Raw genomic sequence first — 22,138 nt, forward strand, 5'->3', positions numbered from 1 at the left:
GTGAGAACACTGATGAACAAACCGCTGGAATGCATGCCTGTCCGCCAGATGGTTTCCTGGACGGCGATGGTCCTGGGATTGGGTTTGCTCGCCGGGTGTGATTCGCGCCCCGCTGTTGAGTCTGCGAAGTCCTCCCCGCCTGCCCCGGTTCAAGGTGAACTGATCCAACCCACCGTCACGACCGCTGCGGCCCCGGCTTCGGTCATCGGCTCTTCCTCAGTTGTGAGCAACGCTTCGACCAATATCTCCCCGGTCATTCCCCCGGCCGGACCGGTGCTCGGTTCCGCGACGCTTTCGCCGACCAACCTGATCTCGGCGACTTCAGAGCCGCCGAAGCTGGTGGATGGGTTTTTGGGAGTTGGCTTCGACCGCCTGTCTGCTTTCAACTTTGAGGTGACGGACGACATTCTACAATCGAGCAACACCAATGCCGCCCAGGTTGCTTCCCGAACCGCTGAACAGATTCCCCAGACCGTCATGTCCTTTGACCAAAAGCGCATCGCGCTCAAGGGCTTCATGCTGCCGCTGAAGGTGGAGGGTGGAAAGGTGACGGAGATGCTGATCATGCGCGACCAGTCGATGTGCTGTTACGGCGCGGTTCCCAAGATCAACGAGTGGGTCAGCGTCAAGATGCTGGGCGAAGGGGTGCGTCCGATCATGGATCAGGCCATCACGCTGTATGGAAAGCTCTATGTGGGCGAGATGCGTGAGAACGGCTACCTGGTTGGCATTTACCGGATGGACGGGGAGCGGATCGACGGCCCGGCCGAGAACTGAGCCCGCCGATTGTCCGACCGCTCGTTCTGCTCAAAACGCCCAGTTTACGCCCGCCGAGAGATAAATCCCTCGTCCCATCTCCAACCTCGCCGCCCTCCCGCCTTGCTCCTCACGTACTTGGCTGTCACCGAGAGTCATGAACTGGGCTCCGACGAACAGATCCGCGCGCTGGCTGGTATGCCAGAGCAGGGTGGTGTTCGCATAGCCTCCGAAAACGACATCGGTCGTTCCAATACTGCCGGAATTAAGCGCTGTCCCACCGTTCGACGTGGTGGCCCGCTCGTTAAAGGCGTAATCGCCGGTGATCAGACCCATCGCAACACCCAGGCTGGACTGCAGGGACCAGCGTCTTCCCAGATCCCAATAAAAAGTTGGGCCTAATCGGAAGTTGTAGAGAGTGAGGTCGAGTTCACGCGTGCCGCGAATGATCCCACTGATGGGCGCTTCTAATCCACCGTCCTGGGCCAGGTCATCGATCGCCGGGCCCGTGCCGCCGGTTCCTCCTTGGTAGGGCGCGTCTGGGAAAAAGGTGATGCCGTCGGTCGAAAACCAATACTGTCGACGCGAGAGGGTGGCCTGCAAAGGCCGGTTGTCCTCGATGTTGATGGGGAGGTAACTGAAACCGAAGTCCCATCCGATGAGGGTTCGTCCCCACAACAGCAGCTCGGTGCCGTAGGCCAGATCCAATCCGACTTGCGGTCCTCCATCGCGAGTAATCTCGTTGTCCTGGGTGGCGAACGACTCGGTGGAGTGCATCAACAGGCGATTGTTCGCCGCATCGTATTGGGCGGGGTTCTCGTAACCCCACTCGGTGGTATACCCACCCGCGTTGCCGGTATCGTCCACCCGCACATAGCCATCATCGAAGATCCGTTCCTGTCCCCGCGTGCCGACGGAGCCGGGGTTGCTGCCGCTCACACCGAACTGTCCACCGATCTTGAAGTCCGCTTTCAAGTTCAAGGCGACCTGGGCCCCGAGTCGGAAGTGACGGCTCCAATCCTCGGTAATCTGGGCCATGGCGGGCGGGGTGCCGATGCATAGGGCGGCCAGGCCGCCCGAAAACCATCGAGATTGGGTTGACGAGGACGGTAGCATGCGGTTCAGGGTGATTCGATGACCCGATAGAAGCGATTGCTGCCCCCCGAGAGCGGTTTGCTCAATGTTTTTGGCGGCCCCTCGTCGAGCCATTGAACCCGATTGCCTGGCGCAACGATGCTGGGCATGGCTACGTTCCAATTTGTGGCGTTGAGCGTGTCACTGTAGAGCACCGAGTAGCGCCGACCCAAGATCGCCGCAAACTCGATCCAAACCGCCTCCACGACATTGCTGATCCGGAGGCTGATCGGCTGGGATGTTGAGAGGACCGTGTTGGTCGAGGATGCGACAGCGATCGCCGAGAGTACCAGATTCGTGTAGGGGGTGCGGGTGGGAAAGAAGTACTCCAGGGTGAGATCCACCGAGCTTCCTGCCGCCAAGGGCGCTCCATGGAGCACAAAGGGCAACCCCTGGTTGGTCCCCACGGCATTCACCAGGCGATCGGCGATTCCCGTCGTGCTTCGGTTGGTCAGCCCGGATACCAGCACCCTGGCGGCCGGAATGGCGCTCGCCCCGGCGTTGCTCAACCGCACTCTTTGGATCATCAACCCTGACTGAGGAATGAACTGTTGGGTGAGCACCAAAAAAGAGACACCTAAGCTCGCCGCAATGGGGGCCTGGATGGTGAGGTCAACCTCATCGCTGCTGTTCGTGCTATTGGAATCGTGGAAAGTGGCGGCGGTGATTTGCGCGGCGAACGAGAAGTTGCCAGCAGCGCTGGGAGCCAGGGTGAGAAGCAGCGACGACGCCGCGCCGCTGGCCAGGGAGCCTAAGGTGAGGCTCAGATTGGTGGAACTCGCGGTGAAAGTTCCGTTACTCGGAGCTATCGAACTGACGCTGGCACCCGCTGGGAACTGTCCTGTCAGGATCACGTTGGTGGCGGTGTTGGGCCCCTGGTTGGTGATATTCAGCCGATAGGTCAGCTGGTCGTTTTGAATGAAGCTTCCGGTCGGCGCTGTGATGCTGACCAACAAATCGGAGAACCCGGCTACGACGGCGCTGGTGGCTACGAGATTGGTTTCCGGCAGAAAGCTGTTGGTGGTGGTGATGCTTACCGAGTTGGTCAGCTGTCCCAGGAGAGCGGGTCGACCGTTGAAAGTAAGGGCAACATTCGAGGAGTTCGCCAAGCGGTTGACCAGAAAGCGCAAGGTTCCGTTGGTCAGGACAACCGGTCCGTTGTTGGTGTTGGCAGAGTCGTAGGTGAACGCGCCAGAGAGTCGGTTGGTGACCACCAGGTTGGTGAGGGTCACCCCGGAGACATTGGTCACGTTGATCGTGTAGGTGAGCTGGTTACCAACGATAACCGGGTCCGGGGAGTCGCTGACCGACACGTCAACCAGGGCTCCGACTGACGGTATGAGCGACAGTCCCAACCAACCGAGCACGCACCCCAATCTGAGGATACCCCACGCAGCCCTCGGCAGGGAGACGTGAGTCGGCGATGGCAGATCAAGGCTCACGATTCTCAGGCACCTTGGCTTGGCTGCGCTCTACCGGTTCTTTTTGGGCTCGTGAATGACCCGATCTTCCTCGATCCCGTAGGTCTCCATCACTCGCCGGGTGGCTCGGGCTGCGGTGGTGGCGTCCAGCACCATTCGGCGCAGGGAGTCTCCTTGCATGTATTCAATCCGATGAAAGCCCTCTTTGGGTTCCTGAAAGGCCTTCGCCAGGTCGGCCAGACGGCTGATCTTCTTGCCGTTAACGGAGTCGATGACCAGCAGCCGGGTGTCCTGATACCCCAGATTGTAGATGTCCGGCAGAACGTTCGAGAGCACCACCAAGCCGGGACGGTTCTCGGTCGCCGGCTCGTTGTTGTAATAGACCAGGCGGAAGGGCGCGCGTCGTTTCCAATCTTCTCCCCAGCTTCTCAGATATTGGCCCGTCAGCGGCTGGAATACCAGCCCACCCATGACCAGGTATTCAGGCTCGCGGTCGAAGAGATTTTCGGGAAGAAGATGTTTCTCGAAATCAGCCTGGGGGAGGCGGTATTGGATCTCGAGAGCTTTCCCATCCCGCCAAACTCGAATTTTCACCTCATCGCCAGCCCAACGGTTGCGGGTCGCCAGATTCTCGAGCAGGAGATGTCCATACATCGGATCCATGTAGTTGCCCTGGGTGTCGATGTCGAAGCCATCCACCTGGAGGATGAGATCCTTGGCTTTGATCAAATTGGTCTGACCCAGTTCCTTGGATCCTTCGATCACGACCACCCCCTTGGGTTCGCCGGTCACGCCCAGATAGCGATGGACTGCGGGATTCTCGGTTGGCTGCCAGACGAAGTCGAAATAGCCCAGTCCCCGGTAAGTCCCCTTCTTGCGGGCTTCCAGGATGGAGCGGATAAAGGGTGCCGGAGTGGCCAGACCGAGATTTCTGGTCTGGGAGGTGACCAGACCCGCGACTTTGGTTCCCGTCATGACCGGTTCTCCCCAGCCGACACCGGTGATGTCGCTCGAGAGTTCCATCTGCGCTGGTGTGATGAAGCTCAGCTTGGCTTCGGTGATGACGAATTGATTCAGCTCCGCTTTGCGAACCTCTAAATTGCCACTGCGCCAACGGTGGATTTGATATTCATCGCCGGTGCTTAGTTTTGTGGCCCACTCCGCCGCCTTGGTCCCCTTCAGAAAGGCCAAGTCCTTGACCGCGACCACGGCCAGGTTGGCGTGATAATCCACCCAAATCAGCTCGGCTTCGCTCCAGGCGCCACGGCCACCGCGTTGCACGCGGATCAGTGTCTGGTCGGAGAGTCCGTCGGCCGTGGTCAGCACTTCGGCGCCGCCCAGGATCAAGCCGCTCTTGCGGACGCTGCCGCTGCTCTTGTTCCAGGGCATCTGAAAGTCATAGACCTTGCGGTTCACTTCCAATTCCACCAGTGAGTCTTGTAAGACGCCGCCACCTGCCTCCTTGGTGGATTTAGCGAGGCCTGGCTGCGGAAGAACCAAGGCCAGGCAGGTCAAGGTCAGGGCGAGGAGAGATCGTGCAGAATTCATAGGCGGCGGTCCTTGGAAACCCCATAGGTTTTCAGGATTTCGCGATTGGCTTCGTCGGCCTCTGATTTGGAGAGGCATTCCATGGAGTTGTTGGGCGCGAACTCGATCAAGTGTTGGGCTTTCGTGCCTTGCGCAAACGCTTCTATCACATCCTCGAGTTTGGTGATCGATTTGCCGTTGATCTTCGAGACCAGGCTCCGTCCCTGGATCTTCATGTTTGCATTGACGGGATGCGACAACGTTGTCGCCAGGACGATCGGCTCGGGGCGCACGATCTCGGGCCGCTCGGTGCGTCGGTAGTAAAGCTCGTAAACGAGTTCGGCATTGGCAGCGTCCGACCAGTTTCGTCCGAAGGTTTTGAGATAGTCCAGGCTCAGTGGTGTGAAGACCAATCCCCCATAAACGAAGTAGCGGGGGAGCACGTCATATTGATTGCTCACCATCTTTTCTTGATCGTTGATCCTCATGGGCACCTCGACCTCTTTCTCCTCGCCCTGACGCCAGATCTTCATCGCTACTTTGTCGCCATGCTGCGCCCCCTGCAGCGCCGCGGTCATGTGAAGCCGGTTCCCCTCGTAGAGGATCGTCGCATCGCTGCCGACCTCAAATCGTCCGATCTTGAGGATCACATCGTCCTCCTGCAGGATACCCTTGGCGGCTGATGCCGGCAGCAGTGCATCGATGCGGGCGCCCGGACCCTCCGGAGATAGTTTCAGGGCGCGACGATGGGCTGGGTTCTGCAGCGACACCGTCCGGATGCCGGCATAGGGGAACCCATGGTAAGTGCCATCCTGGATGTCCTTCAAAAAGTGATCGATGACTTGGGGAGGGATGAAGAAACCGGTGTTTTCGAGACCAGTGGCACCTTGGAAGGCCACGCCGACCACGAGTCCTTCCTGGATCACCGGTCCGCCGCTGTTTCCCGGGTTGATGGCGGCATCGGTTTGAACCCCCAGCAAGGAGCGATTGCCGGCGTGAACATAATTCTGCAACTCGACTCGGGAGACCACGCCACGAGTGTAGGAGATCTGCTCTCCACCCGCAGGGTAGCCATAGGTCACCACCGTCGAGCGGACCTTTGGCATCTCGCCAATGGTAAGCGGCTCCATCCCGGTGAAGAAGCTTTCGTCCTCCACCTCTAGTACGGCCAGGTCGCAATCGTGGCCGATGTAGGTGACCTTGGCGGGGTAGGGCCGCGGATTTTGGTAACGTCGAACCAGGATCTGTTTCGCCCAGCTCACCACATGAGCATTGGTAAGGATTTTTTTTCCTTGGATGACAAAGCCCGTTCCCGAGCTGCGTCTCACCGGCTCAAACCGCCAGGGGGCATCCCACATGACGGATTGGCTGAAGTTGTAGATCTGGATGACGGATTCCTCAGGGGCGGTATTGACTCCAAACGCGGTGACCGTCGCGAGTAGGAGTGGTAAAATGAGAGTCCTTCGCACAGAGCCCAAAATGACCGTCGGAACATACTGGGGTCAAGCCATTATGGACGATGGACCTGGTCGGGTTCTTTGAGTCGGAGTGACGCAAGCCTCAGAAGCCGGTGGCATCGCTGCGCGATGCTCCGAGTTTTTGACGGTTCCGGGGGTGCTCGCACCCCCGTCTATCCAATGTCTGTGAACCTTGCGGGTTCGAGCCGGGCCCTCAAGCCTCAGGGCGTGGGGCTGCTCAGCACGCGAAAGAAGCGCCGTTCGGGACCGAAGCCGTTGGTCACCGATACAGAGGCATCATAGGCCAGCCCGAATCCGCCAGAAACCTCGTCGACAAAGGGCTTATCGATGCCGGACGACGACTGCAGTTTGTAGTAGAATCCGCGTTGGGTGTTGTAACGAACCGCGCATTCCTGCTCGTTGAGCTTGGATAGCTCCAACACGACCTGCGGTCGGAGGATTGAGCCATTGAAGTATTTTTGAGCAATCGTCCACACTCCCTTGCCACATTGGGATCCTACTTTCCTGCCCGCAAAATCATCCACCGGAGGATGAATCCCGCCGTAGATTCGCGAAATTCCAGCCTGATCGGCAGCGTCAAAGTAGGTTGCCCATTGAAGTTGAACCGGCTCGGAAGGCCCGATCTCGAACCCGAGATAGTTGGTACCTGCGAGGAAGCCACCCATCCCGCCAGGAAAGAAGGGAGATCCGGTGAACGCCGCGAGCACCGAGGCCGCCGATCGGCTGAAAGTGCTGTGACCGGAGATGTATCCCGGGAAGGCAGGAGTGACAAAGCTGGCCTTCTGGTAGGGCAGCCAATCGCCCGGCAGGATCCACTTCACCCCTCCATACTGGGTCTTCGGATCCGCTGGACCCCCTGGCCAGGATCGAATGACCACTTTGCCAGCGGGCAAGCCGGCATGACGTCCGCCCGCTCGGGCTGAGTCCGGCGTTACAAGCTCGATGAGCCCAGGAAGTAATGGCAGTCCCTTCGGATGATAGGAGGGGCTAAAGGGATCGCTTGATTGTCCAAGCTGGCCCATGTAGCGGACGGCGGTGATCGGGCGCCAGGCATCGTAATACCGCTTAGCTGCCCAGGCTGCGCACGCCGCATCGTGAACGGCGGCATTCAAGGCGAAGTAGAGTTTCACATGCCACTCCAGTTCGTCGACGATCGGTCCGGTGCCTCCGACGCGACGCACCAACAGCGGGTGGCTACCCACCTCGTTGGCCAGAAGATTCCAATGGCCGGGGGGTGTTTCCGAGTTCGGGCCATCCGCCCAATACTCCGCCACTACTCGTCCGAAATCGCCTCGCTTGACGACGTTGGGGGCATAAGGTTGTCGAGTGATCGGGTTGATCCTGTGTCCCCTCCCATCCTGCGCGCCCAGGCTGTTGTTTCCGATGGCCCCGGGCGAGATATCCACCGTCATGCCGTCGTCGGGACTCAATTCGCTGCTGGCGCGAATCATCGCCACCACGCTGCTGCGGAATCCGGCATCCCCCTCTCCATCCAAGAACGGAGGAGGCCCTGGGTCGATCCACGGTTTGGAGGCATCCTCGCGGTCGAGCGCGAAGGGCCGCACTCGCGGCCATTGGGACCCCACATATTGTTGAATGGGTCCGTTAGGAAGGCCGTTGTCATCGAAGCCGTCGGCGATCGCCAAGGGCTGCCAGCGGTTCACATCGAATGGAAACGCTCCTCGCATCCCGGTCATCAAGAAAGGATTCACCGAGGTATACCCGCCTTGCGCAGCGGGAAAGTCCCGATACCCCTCCAGCTGTCGGCTGCCGTCGTTCAGGAACCAGGCGGAGACCGCCTTGGCTACCGCGTTGCCCACTCCGGCCGGGGTGGAAGGTGTCACGGTGGTGACATCCTTGTCGTAGCCTAACGACGCCATCCGCGCATCGAGCGCGGCCAGGCTGGTGGGTGCGTTGACGGACAGTGCGAATCGTTCCCGGAGGATCTGGTAGGCGGCATAGCTGATGGCTTCGCGCCGGGCCGCTTCGCGGTCTTCGGCCGTGTGTTTGTGGTGATAGATGAACCCGACCGATACGGAATCGTAGGCCGCCCACGCATCGTACATCGCGGTCGACAAGCTGAACAAGTTGCGGGCATGAACCGGGGGATGAGGGCGATCGATTCGGATGGCGGTCAGGATCTCCTGATTCCAGTCCCGAGCAACATTGACCGGGAGGTTCACGGCCGCCTGCGCACTCAACGATGCCAGAGCGGTGCTGACCGCTGCGATCCAGCCTTTGGCTGCGACTGTGGAACACCAGGAGAAACCGTTTGGCCTGGTTGCTCGTGAGGAGGCCTGGTCGGGCGTCGAATCAGGCCGGGGAGAGAAAACTCGTCCAAGGGTGTTGCACTTCATGATTGAAGTGATATTCAGCACAAAAGCCGTGTTTTGTAAACTGAAGAGATGAGCCTGTCGGCGCAGACCCCTCCTACCAGTCGCCGTCGGCTAGCAGGGAGGTGGCTTTGCGAGCCAGCGATTCGGCGAGCAGGGGAACGGATTGATGCTCGGCACTGTTCAGATCCGTGCCCACCCGGACGGTGGTGTGTCCTGAGATCTCTCGATTTACCAACACCTTACCCGTGCCGCGTTCGGTCGCGACGACGTTGGCCTTCACCACCAACTGGTAGTCGCGCGGGGTGATAATGTCCCGCGGATCGAAAGAGACATGGCTTCGCTGGTAGTCCGTGATCACCCCCGTAACGATGATATCTCCGGTGTTATGGGTATCCAGTCGGTAGGTGGCGTCCTGCTGCAAGGATTTCCGTAGCGCTTGCCCGAACGCATCGCCGAGGCGTGGTTCGATAGTCTGGTTGACGAAGGGGTTGACCTGAATGCTGCGCGCTCCCGATTGGCGCTCATTCGTTGGCCCCAGTCGGTATCCGGCACAGCCGGTCGAGAGCAGGGCTAACCCGAGGACCCAAGCCCCCATGGCAGAGGTGACGCCGCGCGATTCCTGTCGGCGGACACTGTTCATTTCTGAACCCGCTTCTTGATTTCCTCGATCCGACGGCGGGCTTCTTCGGCCAGCTTGGAGTCCGGATCCTTGATGAGCACTTCGTTGAAGTAGATTTGGGCTCCTTCCCAGCGGCCCCGCTTCTCGTAGTAGCGTGCGATCTGGAAACTGCCGCGGGCCTGCTCGGTGCGCAGGGAGTTGATGGCCGATTTGGCTTCAGCCGCCTTTTCGTGATCAGGGAACAGCGTGTTAAAGTCCGAGAATGTCGCGATGGCCTGTGAGGAAACACTTTGGTCGTATTCGGCCGTCTTGGCTTGTTTCAGGTACGCTTGCCCGGCCTTGAAGAGGGCCTCTCCAGCAATAGGTTGATCGCTATAGCGGTCCGCCACCCGCTCATAGGCATGGGCCGCTTCGGGGTAAGCTTTAATCCATTTATTCTCATGTGCGGCTCCGATATTCATCTGAGCCTGAGGTCCCACGCTGCTGTAGGGCCCGCTTTTGACGATCTGGTTGTAATACTTGATGGTTCGGTCCATCGAAGGAAAGAGGGGGATCAGGCCAAAGACCTTGAAGTATTTCCCGGCCAGGAAGCGATTTGCGATCTCGAACTGTTGCTTGAGAGCCTCGTCGTAGTTGTCGATCCGTGGGTACTTTTCGACCAACTTCTGATAGGCTTTGAAAGCCTTCTCGTCGTTTCCAAGTGCCTCCTCGCTCTTGGCTACAAGGTATTGGGCCTGAGGTGCATAGTCCGAAAATGGCCAGGAGGCGACCGTGCGGCGTGCGGCTTTGCGCGCGGTGGAGAAGTCTTTGGCGTCAAAGGCCTTTTGAGCGACTTCGAGTTGGTCCTTGGCGCGGGTTCTTACCCATTTCCCTTCGCCCCCCGCCTTTTCGTACCGCCAACCCTCACCCGGGGTGTAAATCAGAGGGGCTGGTGAGCGATACGGGAACGCTAACCAGACCAAAAGAATACCCAGCCACGCAAAACGGCGCTGATTCATGCGACGGAACCGTATCGATGCTCAAAACCGGAGTCAAGGGAGCTGGCGTACCCGATAGAAGCGGCGAGCATGTTGCGCTCCCCCGGTCACGACGACGGTCGTTCCCGAAGCCGACCCCTCGACCTGGGCTCCCACCGCCTCCCAAATGGGCAGGGTCAGCCGATCGGTGTTCTCGAGTTGGTAGCGATGGTCCGGGTCGCCCAAAAATTCCAAGATCACGTCGGTGGCTTGGATTTGGAAGCGCGTGATCAAGGGTCCTTGCGGCGGCACCGTGCTCGGAATGACACTAAACTGGTCGCTGATTCCCGTGATGCCTTCGCGCACGGAGGCTTCCAAAATCAGGCCCTCGGCCCTGGCAGGAACGGTGATCTCCCCCGTCCAGACGCCTTGTTCAAACGCGCCGGTGAGCGGTGGGAGGATCGGAATCTCCTCGTCGATCCAAAACCGGATTTCCGGCACTTGGCTGACCAATTCCGCTGGCGGCGTTTGGGCTCGCCACTCTAGGGGGGACCCAAATGCGCTGTCCGATTCAAACACCCGCCCTCGGATCCCGGCGGTCTCCACCGAGCGACACAGCCCATCCTCGCTGTAAGAACTGTTGTCAAAACTGATGTCGATGGCGACGGAGCTCATCCCGTCATGGAAGAACGGGATGTCGAAGCGCAGCTTCAGGTCCCCAGGGTCGGTCACCAACAGATCTTGATGAAAAACGACCTGCCAGTTTCCCTCCTCCCAGTCCCGGCTGCCGAACTCGCGAAGCGGAGTGGATTTAATTCGCAGGACGAAATTCTCCAGCTTCTGCCCGGGGGTGGTCTCGATCGGCAGGGACAGGGCTCGCACGGTGCCGGCTCCGCCTAAGTCCTCCGGAAGGTAGATGAATTGCGACCTCGCATCGTGAAAATAGGTGCGGAGGGGGAACTGCCACGCATTGCTTCCGCCCGTGGGGCCAGACTGCCGTCGTGACGCGATGCCCCTGATGTGCGCGGGTCCTTCGAAGCTTCTGACGACGTTTCCGAGGCTGTCCAGCGCGGTTAAGCTGACCCGGAACGGCCTCTGCACCTCTTGGGTCGATGCGATGGACGACCAGGACAATAGATTGAGGCGGTCACTATCATCGTCGAGGATGGTCACCAACCCGGCTGGTCTGGAGATGGCGACGCCCAAGGAGTTGGTCAGTAGGATGCTGAAGGTTTCGGTGGGCTCCGGCCTCTGGTCCGCCACGATGGGAACCATGACCCAATGCTGAGTCTCCCCCACCCGGAATACGAGTTGCCCGCGCTGCGCCAGGTAGTCTCCCACCCGGCGAGCGGTTCCGTCCTGGGTGAAGTAGGTGACTGCCACATCCTGGCTGTGCTGTCCGGTGAGCTGGACCGAGACTCGGGCCGTGACGGCATCGCTGCCGTTGCGCTCGCCGACCGCCAGATCCTCGACGACCAGTCGGGGTTCTGTTTCCTCTTCCGCGATGGAGCATCGGCCCTCGGCGTCACCGAGGAGTGCTTCGGACGGGGAGTCGAGTCGGACGAGGAACCGTTCCTGCACCTCGTAGAGCGTATCGCCGAGGACCGGCACGAGGATTGTCTGATTGGTTGTTCCGGCTGGGAAAGTCAGAGTGCCACTGGCCGCGAGATAGTCCGACCCGGCTTTGGCGCCATCGTCCTCGCTACGGTAGTGAACCGTCACCAAACGTTTTACCGGAGCGGAGAGACGAACTCTGAACTGTGCGAAGTTGGTTCCCGAGTCCCCTTCAGCGACGGTTGTATCCCCGATCACCAGTAGGGGTGGATTTACATCGAATCGGGTCGTCAGCTCGTTATTGGCCAGGTGCGCTTCGGGGGTTGCCGACCTTACGGCGCTGGCGAGTTGGTAATGCCCGGGCTGGAGCCCCCGCAGGCCGATCCTCAGCAGCACTGCACCTCCAGCGTCCAATCGGCCCACTCGGCACTGAACTCCCTCCGCCGTCGTTTCCCAGTCCCCTTGGCTGGCGTTCCGGTCAACCAGCTCCAAACCGGCCGGCAGCTTGGCTGACCAATTCACGTGTTCGAACGGTGTTGGGCCGGTGTTGGTGATGGTGTAGCTGACCACAAACGTTTGGTCTAGAAACGCCGAGGCTGGCTTGGAGGTTTGGTCCAGGACTAGATCATTGGGGGCCTCCACTGAGAATTCTCCTGATCGGCCGGCATGTCCTAGACGATCAAAGGCCCAGAGCACCAGGGGCGAGCCCACCCCATTGAGAGTGAGGGTTCCGGACCACACTCCATTGGTGAAGTGCGTCGCTCGGTCAGGAGTAATGGTCGCAGGGGTGCCGGGCTCGAAGGGAAGTTGGAGACCTGGGTTGAGAGTTCCGAAAGTTCTGGGGGCGATAACCCAATCTTGGGCCGATTGGTGATTTCGGTTCCCGATCCGTTGCCAGGTGTTGGTTTGGCTGGTGATCGGGGGAAGGGGACTGCCACTCCACCCCAATGGCGGGATCCGGACGGGCTGCTGAATGAGCGTCGGATCTGCGTCCACCGCCGTGGCAAAGTCGACCAAGTTTCCGGATGCGTCCTGGACCAGAACTGCTACCGGCTGTCCTACGGACAGGAAGCCCCAGTTGACGTTCGTTCCCAGCCGGAAATCGGGGAAGCTGCCCGGCGCTCGCCCTCCTTCGCGAATCGAAAAGGTCTTCCCGGGAGCGATCAATGTGTTGGCCGGAATGATCAGGGCTCGCTTGGGAGAGGGCCAACGGCTCAGGTCGAAGAAGGTGATCCGCCAGCCCCCGACATCGACCGGGCCTGGACTCACGTTGGTGAATTCAGCCTGATCATCTCGGCCCGGATCGATTTCGGTAATCAGGACGCTGTCCGACGTCGCAGGCCCTATGGCGCAGCGGAGTTCCACCTCTCCCGCGAAGTTGGTGACGGTGAGTCCGAACTCATCCTGGGCCGTCAGCCGGGCTTGGATGGGGTCGCCATTCAGGAGTCCGCTGGTCACCGGTTCCCATCCGAAGCGATGGAGTTGCCCAACGCTGCGCGTTTCAAACCGCCAGATCGGGCTCAGGGTGGTGGCCTCGCCTCGAATGGCTGCCACTTGCCAATAGAACGTCTGGAGGGGAGGAAGATTGGTGAGATAGATCGAGTTGGTGTTCACCCGTCCGATGCGGTTCAGAGTGCTTAACGGAGTGTTGGTTCCCACGAACACTTCGAATTCGGTTACGCCCGTGCTGCCCAGTTCCACGCTCACCTTGTCCACGCCCACATTGATGAAACCCAGGCTGTCCCGCTCCGCGAACATCAATCGCACTGTCCGCCCACGGAAGGCTGTGAGATCGTATTCATGCTGGGTCCACTCCGTGCTGAGCGGGTCTCCCGGCTGGGTCGAGAACGCAACCTCCAAGATCTGGCCTTCCAGATCCTGAATCTCCACCCGGTATTGCTGGGATGGATCGAAATACTCCGTACCGTGGTTGTGAATGTAGTCGAACCAGCTCAATCGAGCGGATTTGGCATCCGCTGGAATCGAGACATCCTGCCACATGACATGTGTACCGGGGGCATCTTGTGCCAATAGCGCATTGAAATCACCTTCATACGCGGGCGCAGGAGTGTCGGGGCCGTCCGGGTTTACATCGCCATTGTTGATCACAAACCCCTGCGCCGATTCAGACGCCGTCTGCCAGCCGCGCAAGTCCCCGGTCTCGAAATCGCCGTTTACCAAAATTTCTCCGAACCCGGGCTTCCAGTGGAGCTCGAGCCGCGGAGGCTGGTTGGTGCTTCCGTCCTGGGGCGACGGTTCATGAATCTCAGGCGGCGTTTCATCGTCCAGGAGCGTGAACGAGTTTGACGTCGGGGAGAACGACGCAGCCTCCGCTTGGACCGACACGCGCTGTGCGCCTTCGGGCCTGACATCATCCACCACGGTCAGCTCGAAGTTGGCTGATAACTCGCCGGCCTCCACCTCCACCTCCCCCGGTGCGGTCGCTTCGCCGGGGCTTGAGCTGGCGATGTGCACCACCACGTTGCTGCGCACCGTTCCTCCCAGGACCACCTTGCCCAGTACGGGCGGATTTCCCTCGCTGATCGCGGCAGGCAGGACCAGCGTTAACGTCGGGCGATCGTTGTCGAGAATCCGGAGTGACGACTGCCCTGGCTCCCACCCGCCCACTCCGGCCCGGACCTCCACTTCCGTTGGTCCCTCGATTTCTTTCCCATCCAACACCACCATATCGAATCGAGCGGAAGACTGCCCGGCGGGAATGGTGACGACTGAGGGCAAACGAAGCTTTTTGGGGTCGCTCGCCTGCAAGGTCACTTTCAGGTCGTTGTCGGCCGGGCGGCTCATGGTGACCTGGCCAGCTTTGGCCAATTGCCCCGCGCCTTCATTCGCCTCCTGCGGCAGACTCAGGCTCAGTACCGCGGACTCATCGTCCTGGATGGACAGCCCGGCCGGGTGGCCATGATAGTCGATCGCCACCGCGCGTAGGGTTACGGTTCGTGTCCCGTCCAGTCGGCCGTTGTCCGGAGCCTGGATTCTAAACTCACCTCGGGTCCCCCCTTTGGGAATGACGGTGGCCAACGAGACGCTCAGTTCGGTGGGGGGGTCGGCGAACACTGCGAAAACAACGTCCTCGGTGGCCGGGGTCCCCAGCACCACTGCGCCCAGATCGTGTCTTCCCGCACCCTCTCGGATCGACTCGGGCAGCTCGAGACTGAACCGTCGGTAGGGGGTTCCGCTGATAGCCACATCGTCGATGGCGATGCCATCCAGCGGCACCGGATAGTTGTCGAACTGATTGAATCGAATCTGAAACCGGTCTCCGTAGTGCCATCCTTGTTCGGCGATCGGTCCGTCGAGGGACACTACGAACTCTTGATTGGTGCCGGTGAGCCTTCGCAGGCCTTGAACCTCCACCCACCAGGATCCATCCACGCTGATTGCGACGCCGTCAAAGTCCGCGCCATCACGGAACGGCCCCACCGGCGGCGGGTTGGGCTCGTCGCTAAACTCCCGGGCCCAAAATTTCATCACCACATTGGTCCAACCGCTGAGGTTAAGGCCCAGGGTGACCTCGTTGCGCGCCGGCAGCCCGTCGCTATCGCTGTCCATCAGCAGGTGCGCATTGCCGCTATGGGGGTTTCCCAAGGAGGTGAGTTCCACTCGCCCGTAGTCCGGTTTGGAGACCAGCCATTCCGGGCTTAGCCCCGCGGCCTCGAAGTCGTCGGTGAACGGGATCTCAGCGAACTGCAGGATCCGGATGTCCAGGGACCGACGTTGCGCTACCCCAGTGGTCAGATTGGTAATGCTTATCCGATCCAGATAGCGGCCGACTGGCAGCAGCAGAGCCTGGTCGGTAAGGCAGGCTTCCAGGGTCACAAACGATCGTGGTGCCAGGCTTCCTGAACTCGGGCTGATGCGGAACTCGGGACGCTCCGCAGCGGCTGCCCAGAGGATCGGGGTTTCACCCTGATTCGTGAGCGTCAAGGTGCGGCAATCGGTAAAGAAAGGTCCCGACTGCCGGCCGTTGAACACCAAGACCCGTGGGCCCGAGAGTCCCAGCGAATCCGGCAAGTCGAAGGCTTCCTGCACACCTGTGGTTGTCGTGCTGACGGGGGATTCCGCGCTAAAGCCCATACCTCGGCGGGCGAAGGCCGCCCAGAGTTCAGGTTGATTGCTGCCTCGGTTGTTGATGAGATCTGCCTGCAGGATGGCGTCCCTCGCCTGTAAAAAATCGGGATTGGGCGGCGATAGCTTCATGCCATCAGTCACGAGTTGCAGGATCAAACGGTTGCCGTTTTCGAAGCCATGCTTTTTAATCAGTCGTGACCGGGCATCCCACAACGTCACGCACCAGACCTCGCCTTGATTGTGAACTTCGCTGGCCAGTCCCCGGGAAAAGGGAAAGACGGGATTCCGGGGAATTCCCTCGTGGGCGCTGATTTGGGTCGGGTCGATGTCGCGGAAGGTGAGCGGGTTTTTGGTCAGATCGGTGGAGTATGGGTAGCGGCGGATGCCGTAGTAGTAGTTTTCTTCCAATCCGAAAAACCCCTGGGTCACGTAACCGCCCATGGCATAGCAGGCGTCCGGGTCGTCGGAGCTCTCGCTCAACAGGGCCAAGGCGTAAAAATCGGACCATCCTTCCCCCAGGCCTCCAGCCTGGAGAGTGGTCATCCCGACGCCGCCGCCTACCAACCGGGTACTCAGGCCATGGGTGTATTCGTGGAGGATGATCTCGGCATCCAGATCCCCATCGCGACTAGGCTCCGCCCCATCGAAGACGAACATCTGAATCCGTCCCGGTTCACCGTCGGCTGAGGGGGTGAAGTTCGCGTTGTTCACTCCCGATCCATCCTGAGCGTCTGCCAGAATGGGGTCTCCACCCTTGCCCCCTCGACCGAAGTTGTCCTTTTGGTAGTTACCGGCCGCCTCGTCAAAACCCAGTTCATAAAGGCAGTCGTGCATGAAGTTGCACCAGTAGAACAACTGGACGACCCCGGCTTCCCGGTTTTCTTCGGCGGGACGGGACAGGTCTAGGTCCGGCGAAAACACCCGGAAGGGACGCCCTTGCGGCCGTGGTAGATCGGGGAAGTCATCCGCATTCAGGTCCAGGTGAGCATCCACGTTGTTCCCTCGCGTCTCATTCTCGCCCGCCGAGATCCAGCCCAGGGGCGAGGCGTTGGTCGATTTGGCCGCCAAGGTTACCCATTGGCGGGGTAGCAGGGGAGGCTGGAAGTTCGAGTGCGTGCACAGGCCCGGCGAGAAAGGGCTGGGGCTGTCGGACGTGAACACATGGTAGGTGGCATCCTGAAGATAGAGGGTGAGACAGCGCCGAATGAGCACCTCGGCCGAGCGGGCATCTATCAGGACCTGGTACCGTTCCGCTCCCTGACGCCGGGTCAGTTCGATGCGCCAAGCCAGCGTGATTTCATCGCGTTTCAGCGGTAGCCAAGTCAGTCGCGCCGATATGGTCCCCGGTAAGGAAGGGGTGCTGAATTGCCCACGTTGGTCGGGTTCCTCGGACGCATCCCCCTCGGGCTCGATTTCTTCGGGACTAACCGTTTCACCGATCGCCTCCGCCGCCAGGCTTATCGCCTGGACCACATCCAGGGGCGGATGCGGGACGAGTTGGTTCCAATCCGGCACGCAGGCGACGGTAAGGGCTTCGAGGTTGGGAACAAAGGTGCTGGAAACCGACAGGAGTTCGTCGGCAGCGGTGAGGTGTCCTATGAGCACGGCCTCGAACACGGGAATGCCATCGCGTTTCTGCTCCCACGTGACGCTGCGCAGGCCGCTCTTCCGACTGGTGATCTCACGTGTGGGTTCGATGTTGGCCAGGATCTCATGACCATGTCCATAGAGCCCGGCCTCTTGCTGGAGAAAGACCTTGAGGGGTCGATGCCGATCACTGGGGGGCACCGCCTCCAGGGACTGAATTGAAACGCCATGTCCTGCACCCCCGGGGCCCGTCAGGCATCCTTGGAGGCAGCGTACATGTTTCGGCGTCTGCCATTGTGGATCGAGCTCCAAGCGCACGGAGGGAATCCTGGCCCGAAGCGCTTGCTCGGCAATTTGTTGAGCGGGGTCCGGGACGGATGCGCGGCCGGATTGCCTCTCGAGCCGGCGGTCGATGGGCGGCAGGACCGTAGGTTTCCAGAACGCATCGGTTCGGCCGGCCAGGCTGAGGAGGAGAACCAGCGTGGCCGTTCTCAGAGGTCCTAGCCAGGAGGTCCGACAACGTCTCGGATCCGTTGATGATCCCCTCGGCCGGTGAACCGGGATGGCACTGTTGGTTCTTCGAGGCATCCCAGTACCTGTCCTTCAACTTGAATCGAAGTCAACCCTCCAATTGGGGGGAGGTTTTGTCCTGATTGATGACATTTCGGCCAAGCCGATTCGCGTCGTGAGTCCGGGTTTGATCCAGTTGGGCCGTTCGCTAGGCCGCTCGAAGCTCCGTTCCGAATCGAATTCTCTCTCGGACGATCGCGTGCTCTAAGCCTTTTCAATCAGACTGATGAGGAGATCGAAAATTTTGTGCTTTTTTTTTGAAAATGTGAGCCTGTTTTTTTGACGGACCTATTTGTGTGGCTTACTATTGAATTAGAATTTTCGATTCAGAGACAAAAGGCATCTGGGTGATGGTTGAGTGGACCGCGATGACCGGACGGACAAAGGGATTTTCAGTCAGCTCGATAAGGAGGCCAGGGGTTCGGTTCGCTGTCTCGGGGAGCAAGGGTTATGATCGCACGAGCGAACAATCTTCGGTTGGATGAGGGAGCCAGGGAGTTCACCCCGGACGATACGGTTCCTGCCGAGCCGACGTTGCCCCCACCCGTTCCTCTGCTCCGCAAACCTCGAGTTGGTCTTGCCCTGTCTTGTGGCGGCGCCAAAGGACTGGCCCACATCGGAGTGATCCAGGTCTTAGAGGAGAATGGGATTGAAGTGGACGCCATCGCCGGCTCCAGCATGGGAGCTTACATCGCGGCGATCTGGGGCTTCGGGCACGACGGGAAGAAGATGGAGGCCCTGGCCCGGGAGTATGAGGGGCGGTTTGGGCTGCGTCGGCTGCTGGATCCCGTGTTCCCCCCGCGTCAGGGCTTTATTCGCGGAGAGCGGATGAAGCGTCGGCTGCAGCGGACCATTGGCGAACTCCAGTTTTCCGACATGGTGCGCAAGGCCATGGTCATCGCCACCGAACTGAACTCCTTGGAAAAAGTCGTCTTCACCAGCGGGGAGGTCGCCTCGGCGGTCCATGCCAGTGTGGCAATCCCGGGTGTCTGCGTTCCGGTGCAGATCGGCGGTCGGGCCTACATTGATGGAGGGATTGCCGATCCCCTGCCGGTGGATGTGCTCAAAGAGGCCGGCATGGATCGGGTGATCGCCGTCAACACCATCCCGCCCCCTAGCTTTCTGAAATGCTGTGAGGAGCAGATGCGCGAGCAGGCGGTGTTGCGCGGTGAGAAGGCAGGCCTGGTTGGCTTTCTCAATCGGCACGTGAACTATTTCGCTCCTGGCAACATTCTCGACATCATGATGCGGGCGGTTCACGGATCGCAGGTGCGGGTGGCGGAGGCGGCCTGCCGCCGGGCCGACCTGGTGCTGCGGCCGTTGGCGATCGAGGGCAGCTGGATCGAGTTCAACCATCCTCAAAAATACATTGAGCTCGGGCGGCGGGTCGCCCGGGAAAATCTTGGAGCTATCAAAGCAGTTCTCAGCGCAAGGATTCCGTCGTATGAACATCAACCAACTCGGAGAGCGGTGGGCACGGTTGTCTGAGCCGGAGGTTCGCCGGATGCAGGATGCCCGGCTTAGGGACTACCTGCGCAACGTCGTGCTGCCTTCCTCGGCCTTCTACCGCTCGGTTTTCGAGCAACACGGCCTGACAGCCGACTCGATTCGCACGGTGGCTGATCTCCGCCGCCTGCCCTTCACTTCGAAGGCCGATCTCATGAATTCGCCCGAGCATCCGCAGCGGTCTCGAGACTTCATGCTGATTCCGGATCCGAAGGTGATTGGAAGTCGTCCTTCGACCATAATACGGGCGATCCTGCAGGGGCGGGCCCGGGTGAAGGATGAGATTGAGCAGGAGTATCGGCCGATTTTCATGACGTCGACCACCGGCCGGTCGGCGGACCCAGTCCCTTTCGTCTACAGCCGCTTTGATCTGGAGGTGTTGGCTGCCGCGGGCAAGCGGCTCTTCGAGGTCTGTGGTGCTCGGCGCGAAATGAAGCTCATGAATCTGTTCCCGCACGCCCCGCATCTTGCCTTCTGGCAGACGCACTATGGCGGCATGGAGTTTGGCTCGCTGGTGGTGAGCACAGGCGGAGGCAAGTGCATGGGGACCGATGGCCACCTGAGAATGATGCGCAAGCTTAAGCCTGATGTGCTGATCGGCATGCCCACTTTCATTTACCATGTTTTCCAACAGGCGGTGGAGGAGGGCGTGCGCTGCGAGAATCTGTGCCGGGTGGTGCTGGGAGGTGAGCGGGTGGCGGAGGGGCTTCGACGCAAGCTCACCCAGATGGCAGCCGCGCTGGGGGCGCGGAGCTTCGATATTGTGGGCACCTACGGATTCACCGAGGCCAAGATGGCATGGGGTCAATGCCCGGTCGCCCCCGACGCCGCCTCCACGGGCTACCACCTGTATCCGGACTTCGGACTCTTTGAAGTGGTTGACCCCAAAACCGGTGAGCCGCTTCCGCCCGGAACCGGGGGGGAACTGGTCTACACGCCGCTTTCTTCGCGGGGGAGTGTGGTGTTGCGCTACCGAACGGGCGATATCATCGATGGGGGGCAGGTTTTTGAGCGATGCCCTTGCTGCGGACGTTCCGTGCCCAGACTGGTTGGGAGCATTCGTCGCAGCACCGAGGTGAGGGAGCTGCGCCTCGACAAGATCAAAGGGACTCTGGTCGACTTCAATCAACTGGAGCACGTGCTCGACGATGCCGACGCCATCGGGGCCTGGCAGCTCGAGCTGCGCAAGCGCAATGACGATCCCTTGGAAGTCGATGAGGTCATCCTGCATGCGCACAAGGTTTCGAATCTCGACAGTGAGAAGCTGAAGCAGGATTTGCAGAACCGTTTCGCCGCCAAGACAGAGATCCATCTCAATCGGATTATCTTTCACGACGCCGAAGAGATGCGGACTTTGCAGGGAGTGGGGGTGCAGTTGAAGGAGGTGAAGGTGGTCGATCATCGTCCGGCTGAATCGACTGCGCAGGTCGCCAAACCCGCGGCTGCGGTTCCCGCCGCTTTGCTCGGGGCGCAGCCGGTCACCGGCTTGAGCGGTGAACTGGCCATGCTTTCCCGCAATTGAGACCGGAGAAACGCCTGCTGCGCCGGCCGATTTTAGTGTCGGCCAGCTTGCCCCGCACTTTCAGTCGTGGTGCCGGCTCATCGGGTGCGTGGGGGGACGACCTCATGCCTCACACAAAGGCACGAAGCTCATCAAGCTTCCGAAGGTTCAGAACCGAGGAGCACCGGACGATCCAAGACCGACTATTGAACTGCAAAGGAGGCAACGTGCGACCCTAAGCAGATGAGAGCCGAGTGTTCCTCCGTGTGACCTGCGTGCTCCCCCAGCAACATCATTTATATCCCTCCTCTCCGGAAAGCTTGGAGAGCTTTGTGACTACTGTGAGGCACTCGGCCCGCTGCTTTCCGGGCGCTGGGGAATCTTCCGAGGACGGTCGACCCCGTAATCGTAGCGTGGTTCCGCGGGCAGATTTGTCTGTCTGTTTCCGGTATCTCGCGCTTTTTCCAAAAAAGTTCTTGGCTGCCGCTGATTTCATTTGGTAACACTCACGCGCCTTAAGGAGGCAAAACCAAATGAAGAAACAACACATCAAATACATCATTGCTGGGCTCATCATGAGCGTATCCCTCACTATTCAACCGCTGGCCGTGGCGGCGGAAAAGGAGGATTCCAAAAACAAAACGACATCGACGGAGGTGGAGGGCGGCAAGCCCGACACGGATCGTTCCGCGGAAGGGCGGAAGCTGCCTTTCCATGGAAAACTTGGTTCCTTCGACATGAAGGAAAAAACCATCACGGTGGTCTACAGCACGGGAGAGAAGGTATTCCATGTGACGCCGGATACTGAGATCAGGAAGTATGACAAAACGGCTACCTTGGATGAAGCAGTCGTTGGGGAGCAGGTCTCCGGCGCCTATATCAAGCAAGGCGATCGCTCCGCGTTGACCAAGCTCACTCTGGCTAAGCACGCCGAGCCGAAGCCTGAGGGTGGGCGAAAAGGCTCTCGCGTGGCCAAAGAGAAAGATAAGGACAAAGACAAGGCCAAGTAATCGCGAAGCTGCCCCAGCAGCCGAGGGGCGAGGAAGGGTAACCTCTGACCTAAGGCTGCAGATCGACGAACGACCGGGGCAAGGCGTTGGCACC

The 22,138-nt window shown here is 60.0% G+C and carries 13 protein-coding genes; 5 read left to right on the top strand and 8 right to left on the bottom strand.

From position 1 onward, the window contains the following. The first annotated feature begins 12 nt into the window (after positions 1-12). On the top strand, positions 13-777 hold the full coding sequence (locus JNN07_28255) for a DUF3299 domain-containing protein (GenBank protein ID MBL9171655.1): 765 nt from the start codon (positions 13-15) through the stop codon (positions 775-777). Between the two features lie 30 nt (positions 778-807). Here JNN07_28255 and JNN07_28260 read toward each other — a convergent pair whose 3' ends face one another. The 8 genes from JNN07_28260 to JNN07_28295 all read right to left on the bottom strand — a co-directional run bounded on the left by JNN07_28260 (position 808) and on the right by JNN07_28295 (position 17,658). Further along, entirely contained in the window at positions 808-1,872 is a 1,065-nt protein-coding gene (locus JNN07_28260; GenBank protein ID MBL9171656.1) for a hypothetical protein, read from the bottom strand. A gap of 5 nt (positions 1,873-1,877) precedes the next feature. Next, positions 1,878-3,257, bottom strand: a complete 1,380-nt coding sequence (locus JNN07_28265; GenBank protein ID MBL9171657.1) for a DUF11 domain-containing protein — start codon at positions 3,255-3,257, stop codon at positions 1,878-1,880. Between the two features lie 105 nt (positions 3,258-3,362). Further along, positions 3,363-4,859, bottom strand: a complete 1,497-nt coding sequence (locus JNN07_28270; protein MBL9171658.1) for a hypothetical protein — start codon at positions 4,857-4,859, stop codon at positions 3,363-3,365. After that, entirely contained in the window at positions 4,856-6,307 is a 1,452-nt protein-coding gene (locus JNN07_28275; GenBank protein ID MBL9171659.1) for a trypsin-like peptidase domain-containing protein, read from the bottom strand. The genes JNN07_28270 and JNN07_28275 overlap by 4 nt, the downstream gene beginning before the upstream one ends. A 209-nt stretch (positions 6,308-6,516) precedes the next feature. Then, positions 6,517-8,673 carry a vanadium-dependent haloperoxidase gene (locus JNN07_28280; protein MBL9171660.1) on the bottom strand — a complete coding sequence of 719 codons (2,157 nt, stop codon included), beginning with the start codon at positions 8,671-8,673 and terminating at the stop codon, positions 6,517-6,519. Positions 8,674-8,746: 73 nt separating this feature from the next. Then, entirely contained in the window at positions 8,747-9,292 is a 546-nt protein-coding gene (locus tag JNN07_28285; GenBank protein ID MBL9171661.1) for a hypothetical protein, read from the bottom strand. Continuing rightward, the gene (gene bamD / locus JNN07_28290) at positions 9,289-10,269 is read right to left on the bottom strand and encodes an outer membrane protein assembly factor BamD (GenBank protein MBL9171662.1); all 981 of its coding nucleotides are present in this window, start codon (positions 10,267-10,269) and stop codon (positions 9,289-9,291) included. The genes JNN07_28285 and bamD overlap by 4 nt, the downstream gene beginning before the upstream one ends. 33 nt (positions 10,270-10,302) lie before the next feature. Beyond that, positions 10,303-17,658, bottom strand: coding sequence for a M36 family metallopeptidase (locus JNN07_28295; protein ID MBL9171663.1), 7,356 nt, complete (start codon positions 17,656-17,658; stop codon positions 10,303-10,305). Between the two features lie 27 nt (positions 17,659-17,685). On the opposite strand from JNN07_28295, the gene JNN07_28300 reads away from it, so the two are divergent. From JNN07_28300 to JNN07_28315, 4 genes are all read left to right on the top strand, one after another. Continuing rightward, the gene (locus JNN07_28300) at positions 17,686-17,961 is read left to right on the top strand and encodes a hypothetical protein (GenBank protein ID MBL9171664.1); all 276 of its coding nucleotides are present in this window, start codon (positions 17,686-17,688) and stop codon (positions 17,959-17,961) included. A 516-nt stretch (positions 17,962-18,477) separates the two neighbouring features. After that, positions 18,478-19,515 (top strand): patatin-like phospholipase family protein, encoded by a 1,038-nt coding sequence (locus tag JNN07_28305; protein MBL9171665.1) that lies wholly within the window; start codon positions 18,478-18,480, stop codon positions 19,513-19,515. After that, positions 19,472-21,055: an AMP-binding protein gene (locus JNN07_28310; GenBank protein ID MBL9171666.1), complete on the top strand. Its 1,584-nt coding sequence runs from the start codon at positions 19,472-19,474 to the stop codon at positions 21,053-21,055. Before JNN07_28305 ends, JNN07_28310 begins: the two co-directional genes overlap by 44 nt. A gap of 512 nt (positions 21,056-21,567) precedes the next feature. Beyond that, positions 21,568-22,044, top strand: coding sequence for a hypothetical protein (locus JNN07_28315; GenBank protein MBL9171667.1), 477 nt, complete (start codon positions 21,568-21,570; stop codon positions 22,042-22,044). The last annotated feature ends 94 nt before the right edge of the window (positions 22,045-22,138 follow it).

Source organism: Verrucomicrobiales bacterium, assembly GCA_016793885.1.
GTDB lineage: Bacteria > Verrucomicrobiota > Verrucomicrobiia > Limisphaerales > UBA11320 > UBA11320.

Excerpts from the sequence above, each read along its gene's own strand:
- JNN07_28255 (MBL9171655.1), top strand. The coding sequence starts at position 13 with ATGAACAAACCGCTGGAATGCATGCCTGTCCGCCAGATGGTTTCCTGG.
- JNN07_28260 (MBL9171656.1), bottom strand. The coding sequence starts at position 1,872 with ATGCTACCGTCCTCGTCAACCCAATCTCGATGGTTTTCGGGCGGCCTG.
- JNN07_28270 (MBL9171658.1), bottom strand. The coding sequence starts at position 4,859 with ATGAATTCTGCACGATCTCTCCTCGCCCTGACCTTGACCTGCCTGGCC.
- JNN07_28280 (MBL9171660.1), bottom strand. The coding sequence starts at position 8,673 with ATGAAGTGCAACACCCTTGGACGAGTTTTCTCTCCCCGGCCTGATTCG.
- JNN07_28285 (MBL9171661.1), bottom strand. The coding sequence starts at position 9,292 with ATGAACAGTGTCCGCCGACAGGAATCGCGCGGCGTCACCTCTGCCATG.
- bamD (MBL9171662.1), bottom strand. The coding sequence starts at position 10,269 with ATGAATCAGCGCCGTTTTGCGTGGCTGGGTATTCTTTTGGTCTGGTTA.
- JNN07_28300 (MBL9171664.1), top strand. The coding sequence starts at position 17,686 with ATGTCCTGCACCCCCGGGGCCCGTCAGGCATCCTTGGAGGCAGCGTAC.
- JNN07_28305 (MBL9171665.1), top strand. The coding sequence starts at position 18,478 with ATGATCGCACGAGCGAACAATCTTCGGTTGGATGAGGGAGCCAGGGAG.
- JNN07_28310 (MBL9171666.1), top strand. The coding sequence starts at position 19,472 with ATGAACATCAACCAACTCGGAGAGCGGTGGGCACGGTTGTCTGAGCCG.
- JNN07_28315 (MBL9171667.1), top strand. The coding sequence starts at position 21,568 with ATGAAGAAACAACACATCAAATACATCATTGCTGGGCTCATCATGAGC.